Origin of the sequence: Streptomyces sp. NPDC052079, assembly GCF_040680275.1 — a bacterium.
GTDB lineage: Bacteria > Actinomycetota > Actinomycetes > Streptomycetales > Streptomycetaceae > Streptomyces.
On the sequence record NZ_JBFAWL010000031.1, the window covers coordinates 44,604 to 53,564 of the forward strand.

The 8,961-nt window shown below is 70.9% G+C and carries 6 protein-coding genes; 3 read left to right on the top strand and 3 right to left on the bottom strand.

Annotated elements, in window-relative coordinates:
• The first annotated feature begins 28 nt into the window (after positions 1 to 28).
• On the top strand, positions 29 to 562 hold the full coding sequence (locus AB0L56_RS29170; RefSeq protein ID WP_365428483.1) for an NUDIX domain-containing protein: 534 nt from the start codon (positions 29 to 31) through the stop codon (positions 560 to 562).
• Here the strand turns inward: AB0L56_RS29170 and AB0L56_RS29175 are convergent.
• On the bottom strand, positions 553 to 2,931 hold the full coding sequence (locus AB0L56_RS29175) for a glycoside hydrolase family 31 protein (RefSeq protein ID WP_365428485.1): 2,379 nt from the start codon (positions 2,929 to 2,931) through the stop codon (positions 553 to 555). The two genes, AB0L56_RS29170 and AB0L56_RS29175, sit on opposite strands and share 10 nt — an antisense overlap.
• 213 nt (positions 2,932 to 3,144) lie before the next feature.
• On the opposite strand from AB0L56_RS29175, the gene AB0L56_RS29180 reads away from it, so the two are divergent.
• Together AB0L56_RS29180 and AB0L56_RS29185 are read left to right on the top strand one after the other, a co-directional pair.
• A complete protein-coding gene (locus AB0L56_RS29180) occupies positions 3,145 to 5,121 on the top strand; it encodes an acetoacetate--CoA ligase (RefSeq protein ID WP_365428488.1) in 1,977 nt (658 codons plus the stop codon).
• A 106-nt stretch (positions 5,122 to 5,227) separates the two neighbouring features.
• Entirely contained in the window at positions 5,228 to 6,130 is a 903-nt protein-coding gene (locus AB0L56_RS29185) for a hypothetical protein (RefSeq protein WP_361033512.1), read from the top strand.
• Positions 6,131 to 6,212: 82 nt separating this feature from the next.
• Here the strand turns inward: AB0L56_RS29185 and ptsP are convergent, their stop codons facing one another.
• A complete protein-coding gene (gene ptsP / locus AB0L56_RS29190; RefSeq protein WP_365428491.1) occupies positions 6,213 to 7,883 on the bottom strand; it encodes a phosphoenolpyruvate--protein phosphotransferase in 1,671 nt (556 codons plus the stop codon).
• 79 nt (positions 7,884 to 7,962) lie between these two features.
• The gene (locus tag AB0L56_RS29195) at positions 7,963 to 8,412 is read right to left on the bottom strand and encodes a PTS glucose transporter subunit IIA (RefSeq protein ID WP_361033517.1); all 450 of its coding nucleotides are present in this window, start codon (positions 8,410 to 8,412) and stop codon (positions 7,963 to 7,965) included.
• Between the last annotated feature and the right edge of the window lie 549 nt (positions 8,413 to 8,961).

Genomic DNA, 8,961 nt, shown 5'->3' on the forward strand with positions numbered 1-8,961 from the left:
CTCACCGTGATCGGATACAGTCCCGCGCGTGTCCGAAACTCCCATGGTTCCCAACTCCGCGCCGGACTCCCACTGTTCGAGCTGCGGCACGCCCTTCGGAGAGGGCGTCTCCGGCTGGCCCCGCACCTGCCCGGCCTGCGGCACCGTCGCCTACCGCAACCCGCTCCCGGTCGCGGTGGCCCTCCAGCCCGTGTACGACACCCAGGGCACCGCCCTGGTCGTCGTCACCCGGGCCATCGCTCCCGCACGCGGCCGCACCGCCCTGCCCGGCGGCTACATCGACGACCGGGAGGACTGGCGCCAGGCCGTCGTCCGTGAACTCAGGGAAGAGACCGGCATCGAGGCGGCGAGCCGCGACGTACGCCTCGCCGACGCCATGAGCTCGCCCGACGGACATCTGCTGCTCTTCGGGATCCTGCCCGAACGTCCCGCGGACGACCTGCCGCCCTTCGCCCCCACCGACGAGACCGAGGCCCGGGGCCTGCTCCGCCGCCCCGAGGAACTCGCCTTCCCCCTCCACACCCTGGCCGTGCGGGCCTGGTTCGAGGGGCGCTACATCTGATCCCCGGCCGGCCCCAGCCCGCGGACGCGTACCGGGCGGGCCGGCACCTCCGCCCCGTCCTCGCCCTCCCGCTCGACGACGATCCGCGGGCCCGACCAGCGGACCGTGTACCGCTCGATCTCCGGCTCCTCCCACCCCTCGCCGGCCTCCGTCACGGCCGGCCCGCCCCCGCTCCGCCCCCGGGCCGGCGCCCACACCTCGAGCTCCGTACCGCCGTCCTCACCCAGGACCGGCAGGACCGAGCCCCCGCGCGCGAACACCGGAATCCGTCCCAGGGGTGCGTCGACCAGCACCTGGGCGGGGCCCTCGTACGCCCGTTCCGTCGCCGTGTCGTACCACCGCCCAAGCGGCAGCACGACGGCCCGCCGGTCCGCACCCGGGTCGAGGACCGGAGCCACCAGCAGACAGTCACCGAGCAGGAAGGCGTCCTCACAGTCGCGCAACGAGCGCTCCTCCGGCGCCGCCCACCACAGCGGACGCACATAGGGTGCACCGGTACGCCGCGCGAGGTGCGCCAGCGTCATGAAGTACGGCAGCAGCCGCCGGCGCTCGAGGAGCGTCCCACGTGCGTGCTCAAGGACCTCGGCACCGAACCCCCAGGGCTCCCCGCTCCCGGCACGCGGACCGGTGCGCGTACGGAACACGGGCAGATAGGCACCCAGCTGGAGCCGGCGCAGATACAGCTCCGGCGACCGCTCCCGGTCCGAGCCGCCGAGGTCCGGACCCGCACAGGGCACCCCGCACAGCCCCAGTCCCAGCGCCAGAGCCAGCGACGCCCGCAACCCGGACCAGCCCGACCCCGCCACGCCCCACCACACCCCGCCGTAGCGCTGCACACCGGCCCACCCGGAGCGCGACAGGACGAACGGACGATCCCGCGGTGCCTGCTTGAGGAGCCCTTCGTACGCCGCCCGGGCCATGCACAGCCCGTAGAGGTTGTGCGCCTCGCGGTGATCGCCGTCCCTGCCGTCCAGAGCGTGCCGGGCCGACCGCGGCAGCGTCGACTCGCCGAACGCCGTGAACGACGTCGGCTCGTCCAGCGTGTGCCAGAAACCGGCGAACCCCTGGGCCAGCCGCTCCGCGTACAACGCGCCCCACCACGCACGCACCCGCGCGTGCGTGAAGTCCGGGAAGACCGCCTCCCCCGTCCACGACACTCCCCGTACGGCCTTCCCGTCGGCGCCCCGCACGAAGGCGTCCCGTTCCACCCCGTCGTCGTACACGGCATTCCCGGAAACCGCCCCGACGGCAGGCGCCACCACCGACACCAGCCTGACGCCCTTGCGCAGCAGCTCGTCCGCGAGGACCGGCAGCTTCGGGAACCGCTCCCGGTCGACGGTGAACACCTGCCGCGAGTCGAAGTGGCCCACACCGAGGTGCACGGCCTCCAGCGGCACCTCGTGCGCCACGTGGTCCTCGACGATCCGCCGCAGCTCCTCCTCACCGCCGCCGCCCGACCACGCGTGCTGGTGACCGAGCGCCCACGCGGGCGGCAGCGCCGGCGCACCGGTGAGCGACGCCCAGGCGAGCAGCACGCGCGCGGGAGTACCGACCATCACCCAGCAGCGCAGCGGGCCGCCGTCCATCCGCAGCTCGCTCGTACCGGCCCGGTCGTGCCCGGACCCCACGCCCTCCGTACCCTCCCGCAGCGTCACCGTGCCGTCCCACGCACTGTCGTGGAACACCAGATGCGTGCCCGCGTCGGCCACCACCATCTGCACCGGCATCGTGACGGACAGCGCACCGTCGCCCGGCCCCACGGCACGACGGGGACCGGTGTTCCACAACCGGTACACACCGTCCCGCAGCCGAGGCCCCGACGCACGGCCCCCGAGACCGAAGAAGCGGGCGTCCGCCGGCACCTCGGACCGCTGCTTCCACCGCGCGGTGCCACCCCTGACCGGCTCCCACCACAGCGGCGGCAGGTCGCGCCGCAGCGTCACCCCGCCCGGAGTCAGCACCTCCACCGCGCCGTGCCGCGAGACGACGACCGTGACCCGCTCGGCCACCACGCGCCAGCCACCGTCCTTGTCCGGCTCCAGCGCCGCCCGCGGATCCGGATCGGGGCAGCGGCCGGCCAGCGCGTAGGACGGCTCCGGAGCCGCTCCGTCCCAGCCCCAGAAGACGGCCCCGTTCACCGCAACGAAGATCCGCAGTTCCGAACGGGTGAACCGGAGCACGCCCCCACCCGGCCCCGGCTCCGCCTCCCGCACCGTTCCGGGCACCCGCGCCCGCACCGGCCCGTGCGCCGGCAGCCCGTCGGCGTCCGCCCGCCTCCTCCGCCACGCCGCTCGTACGGTACGCAACCCCTGAGCCGCCCCCACCGAACCGACCGATTTCACCGAACGCACCAGGCCACGACCGTCCATAGTGCTCACCCTGTCACCGATCGAGCCCGGCAAGGGTGTCGTTCAACTCCCGTTCATCCGTGATCGGACCACATCTTCACGTCACGGACTATGTGCGGGGCACCCTGGTGCAGAAGTCGATCACATGGCATCGTCCCTGTCAGCCGCGTCACGCGCACACCCCAGCCCGTGCGCGCAGGACGCACACGACGCGCACAGTCCGGGAGCCGCCCCATGTCGACCGCGAACCCCCAGCCGCTCTGGCAGCCCGATACGGAAGCTGTCGCCCAGGCACGGATCACCTCGTTCCAGGCATGGGCCGCCGAGCACCACAACGCCCCCGCCGAGGGCGGCTACGCGGCGCTCCACCGCTGGTCCGTGGAAGAGCTGGAGACCTTCTGGAAAGCGGTCACGGAGTGGTTCGACGTCCGCTTCACGACGCCCTACGCGCGCGTGCTGGGCGACCGCTCGATGCCCGGCGCCCAGTGGTTCCCCGGAGCGACCCTCAACTACGCCGAGCACGCCCTGCGCGCGACCGGGACCCGCGCGGACGAACCGGCCCTGCTGCACGTCGACGAAACCCATGATCCGCGTCCCGTCACCTGGGCCGAACTGCGCCGCCAGGTCGGGTCCCTCGCCGCCGAACTGCGCACCCTCGGGGTACGTCCCGGCGACCGGGTCAGCGGCTACCTGCCGAACATCCCGCAGGCCGTCGTCGCCCTCCTCGCCACGGCGGCCGTGGGCGGCGTTTGGACCTCCTGCGCCCCCGACTTCGGCGCCCGCAGCGTCCTCGACCGCTTCCAGCAGGTCGAACCCGTCGTCCTGTTCACCGTCGACGGCTACCGCTACGGCGGCAAGGAGCACGACCGCCGCGATGTCGTCGCCGAACTCCGCCGCGAACTGCCCACCCTGCGCGCCGTCGTACACATCCCCCTGCTCGGTACCGGGGCCCCGGACGGCGCCCTCGACTGGGCCGCCCTCACCTCGGCGGACACCGAGCCGGTCTTCGAGCAGGTGCCCTTCGACCACCCGCTGTGGGTGCTCTACTCCTCCGGCACCACCGGTCTGCCCAAGGCGATCGTGCAGTCCCAGGGCGGCATCCTCGTCGAACACCTCAAGCAGCTCGGTCTCCACTGCGACCTGGGCCCCGAGGACCGCTTCTTCTGGTACACCTCGACCGGCTGGATGATGTGGAACTTCCTCGTCTCCGGCCTCCTGACCGGAACGACGATCGTCCTGTACGACGGCAGCCCCGGCTACCCCGACACCGGCGCCCAGTGGCGGATCGCCGAACGCACCGGAGCCACCCTCTACGGCACCTCCGCCGCCTACGTCATGGCCTGCCGCAAGGCCGGCGTGCACCCCGCACGCGACTACGACCTCTCCGCCGTCAAGTGCGTCGCCACCACCGGCTCCCCTCTGCCCCCCGACGGCTTCCGCTGGCTGCACGACGAGTTCGCCGAGAACGGGGCCGACCTGTGGATCGCCTCCGTCAGCGGCGGCACGGACGTCTGCTCCTGTTTCGCCGGAGCCGTACCGACCCTCCCCGTCCACGTCGGAGAGCTCCAGGCACCCGGCCTCGGCACCGACCTGCAGTCATGGGACCCCAGCGGCAAGCCCCTGACCGACGAGGTCGGCGAACTGGTGGTCACCAACCCCATGCCGTCCATGCCGATCCGCTTCTGGAACGACCCCGACGGCAGCCGGTACCACGACAGCTACTTCGACACCTACCCCGGCGTCTGGCGGCACGGCGACTGGATCACCATCACCTCGAGGGGATCCGTCGTCATCCACGGCCGCTCCGACTCCACCCTCAACCGCCAGGGCGTCCGCATGGGCTCGGCCGACATCTACGAAGCCGTGGAACGCCTCCCCGAGATCAAGGAATCCCTCGTCATCGGCATCGAACAGCCCGACGGCGGCTACTGGATGCCCCTGTTCGTCCACCTGACACCCGGCGCCACCCTGGACGAGGACCTGCTCAACCGCATCAAACGGACCATCCGCGAGCAGCTCTCACCCCGCCACGTCCCCGACGAGATCATCGAGGTGCCCGGAGTCCCGCACACCCTCACCGGCAAGCGCATCGAAGTCCCGGTGAAGCGCCTGCTCCAGGGCACCCCGCTGGAGAAGGCGGTCAACCCGGGCTCCATCGACAACCTCGACCTGCTGACCTTCTACGAGGACCTCGCCCGCAAGCGCGCCTGAGCCCCCTCCGGGTACGCCATCGTCTCCTCCACCCTCACTACACCCTCACTGTCAGTGCCGTCGATTACTGTGAGTGAGCATTGATCGACTGTGCAGAGGGGGAGACATGGCGTACACCGACCACCGAACCTTGCGAGGCGTCCTGCGCCGCGAGATCGTCGGCACCATCGGCCTGCTGACCGACGAGCACGACTTCCGCGCCATGCGGCGCTACGACAGTTTCGTCTTCGACGACCACACCACCTACCTCAAACACGTCGAAGCCGTCCTCAGGACCCGGGCACTGCAGGGCAGCCACACCACCGTGGCCCTCTTCGACCCCGCGGACTACGCCGAGTTCTGCGCACAAACCGGCCTCGACCCCGACAGCCACACCAGCCGCTCCCGGTTCACGGCCGAACTGTCGTCGACCGGACCCACCGTCCCCTACGACGGCCGGCCGCTGACCGACCTCCTGCCCACGCTCGTCGACGCGGCCGTCCGCCAGGCGACCTGGGAGTACGCGACCGCACTCCTCGCCCGACTCGGCCCCTGCGCCTCCTGCGGCGAGGACCTCGGCCGCGCCGCCTTCGCCCGCGCCTCACACCTGCTCGTACGCATCCTCGACACCGCCCCGCCCGGCGACCGGCACCTCGTCTGCAGCGTCTCAGGGCCACCGGACACCCTTGTGGCCGTCCTGCACGCGGACGACCACGCGGACGACCTCGCCGGCCGCCTGGACATCGACGAAACCGAGGCCCTGGAGTTCACCACCGTCCTGGCCGTCGGCCTCGCCACCGGGAGCCCCGGCGGACTGGTCATGCGGATCAGCAAACCCGGCTCCCGCGACCGCGTCCACGGCTGGCGCCTGCGCGCCTTCGGCCTCGCACCCCTTACCGCCGGGGAGGTCTTCGACGCCTACTGCACCGACGCCGAATCCGGAGAACTCATCGGACCGGAGTCCGACGTCGACTACTGCGAGCCACCCGACCTCGGAGAGGAGGGCCCCAACCCGGCCCACCACCACTGACCCCGGCTGCACCGAAGGGGGCGCCTCACCTGCAGCGGAGCGCCCCCTTGTCCGGATTTCCGGAAAACCGATCGAGTTAGTGCTACTCGCCCGACAGCACCGCGTGCGCGGCGGCGCGGGCGTCCTGGGCACTGTCCGTCGCCCGGGCGGCCGCCGCGGCTCGCTCACACTGCGCCAGCGTGTACTTCGCCAGCGACGCCCGTACGTACGGAATCGACGCCGCACCCATGGAGAGAGAGGTGACACCCAGCCCGGTCAGCACACACGCCAGAAGCGGATCGGAGGCCGCCTCACCGCACACACCACAGCTCTTGCCCTCGGCCTTCGCCGCCTCCGCGGAGAGCGCCACCAGATCGAGCAGCGCGGGCTGCCACGGGTCCTGCAGCCGGGAGACCGCACCCACCTGACGGTCCGCGGCGAACGTGTACTGCGCGAGGTCGTTCGTCCCCAGCGACAGGAACTCCACCTCCTGCAGCACCGAGCGCGCCCGCAGCGCGGCCGACGGAATCTCGACCATCGCGCCGAACTTCGCCCGCAAACCGGCCTCCCGGCACGCGTCCGCGAAGGCCTTGGCATCGGCCCGGTCCGCCACCATCGGGGCCATGACCTCGAGGTACACGGGCAGCCCCTCAGCGGCCTTGGCCAGCGCCGTCAGCTGGGTACGCAGCACCTCGGGATGGTCCAGCAACGTCCGCAGACCGCGCACACCCAGCGCCGGGTTCGGCTCGTCCGCCGGGGTGAGGAAGTCCAGCGGCTTGTCCGCGCCCGCGTCCAGCACCCGCACCACGACCCGCCCCTCGGGAAACGCCTCGAGGACCTGCCGGTAGGCCGTGACCTGCTTCTCCTCGGAAGGAGCGTTCTTGCTGTCGTCCAGAAACAGGAACTCGGTACGGAAGAGACCGACCCCCTCCGCGCCCGCCTCGACGGCGGCCGCCACGTCCGCCGGACCACCGATGTTGGCCAGCAGCGGCACCTTGTGACCGTCCGCGGTCGCACCCGGCCCGGTCGACGCGGCCAGTGCGGCCTTGCGCTCAGCAGCAGCCGCCTCGAGCTGGGCCCGCTTCTCGTCGCTCGGGTTCAGGAAGATCTCACCGGTGCTGCCGTCAACCGCTATCAGCGTGCCCTCCGCCAGCTCCCCAGCGCCCGGCAGGGCGACCACGGCCGGGACACCTAGCGCACGGGCCAGGATCGCGCTGTGACTGGTAGGCCCGCCCTCCTCGGTCACAAAGCCGAGCACCAGCGTCGGGTCGAGCAGCGCCGTGTCCGCCGGCGCCAGATCCCGGGCCACCAGCACGTACGGCTCGTCGCTGTCCGGCACACCGGGCATCGGCACTCCGAGCAGCCGAGCGACGATACGGTTCCGCACATCGTCGAGGTCGGCAACCCGCCCCGCCAGATACTCACCGGCGTTCGCCAGCAGCTCGCGGTACGAGGCGAACGCGTCGTACACCGCCCGCTCAGCCGTGCTGCCGACGGCGATGCGCCGCTCCACGTCGGCCAGCAGCTCGGGGTCCTGGGCCATCATGGCCTGTGCCTCGAGCACCGCCTGGGCCTCGCCCCCGGCGAGATTCCCGCGTGCCATCAGATCGGCCGCGACCGCCTCCACGGCCATGCGGGCACGCCCCTGCTCGCGCTCCGCGTCCTCCGGCGGAATCTGCTTGGCGGGCGGCTCGAGCACCGCCGTACCCATGTGCCGGACCTCGCCGATCGCCACACCGTGGCTGACACCGACGCCTCGCAGCGTTGTCTCCATCTCACCCGTCTCCGCTCGTACCGGCGGCCTCAGCCGCCGTGGTGGTTGTCGTGGGGGCCGTAAGAGGGACGGCGCTGTGTCACTTCCAGAGGAAGAGACTGTCGCCGGCCTTCACCTCGCCGTCGTCGCGAAGTTCGGAGAGAGCGTCCGCCGTGGCCTCCAGGGCCACGACCGGGCAGACCGGGGACTTGCCGGCGGCTTCCACGGCGGCCGGGTCCCAGCGCACGATGCCCTGACCGCGGGTCACCGTGTCGCCCTTGCTGACAAGCAGTTCGAACCCCTCGCCGTTGAGCTGCACCGTGTCGATACCGAGGTGGGTGAGCACACCGTGGCCGCTCTCGTCCACGACGACGAACGCGTGCGGATGCAGGGAGACGATCACGCCGTCGACGGGGGAGACGGCCTCGGAGGGTTCCCGCGCCGGGTCGATCGCCGTACCCGGGCCTACCATGGCGCCGGAGAAGACGGGATCGGGCACGGACGCCAGTCCGATGGCACGTCCGGCAAGTGGGGACGTCACGGTGGTCATGGGAAGCCTCCCAAGGCGTGGGGTTGTACGAGCGCCGTCACTGCCTGTCTCCGGTGCTGTTCAGCAGGGTATGTCATGTGACGTACCGGTTCCGGGGGACAGGCCGGATATTGGTCTAGACGAGAGGTCTAGACCACCCACTCTAGTTGACTTGCATGCAATCCGCGACCGTTGTAGAGTGCTACATCCTGCTCGGGGGCGAGTGACACGATCGAGTGTCCCAGCCCGGCAGGCAACCAAACTCATCAGATCCCATCTTCGGATCACTTTCTGCATGTCTGCGGGACGGTGGTCAGGGAGTCGGAAAACACTGATAGAGTTGAGAACACCGAAGGGAAGCGCCCGGAGGAAAGCCCGAGAGGGTGAGTACAAAGGAAGCCTCCGTTCCTTGAGAACTCAACAGCGTGCCAAAAGTCAACGCCAGATATGTTGATACCCCGTCCATTCGACTTGCTCGGATGGTCGAGGTTCCTTTGAAAAAACACAGCGAGGACGCTGTGAACGTCGGGATTATTCCTCCCGATGTTCCGCTCTCGTGATGTGTCACCC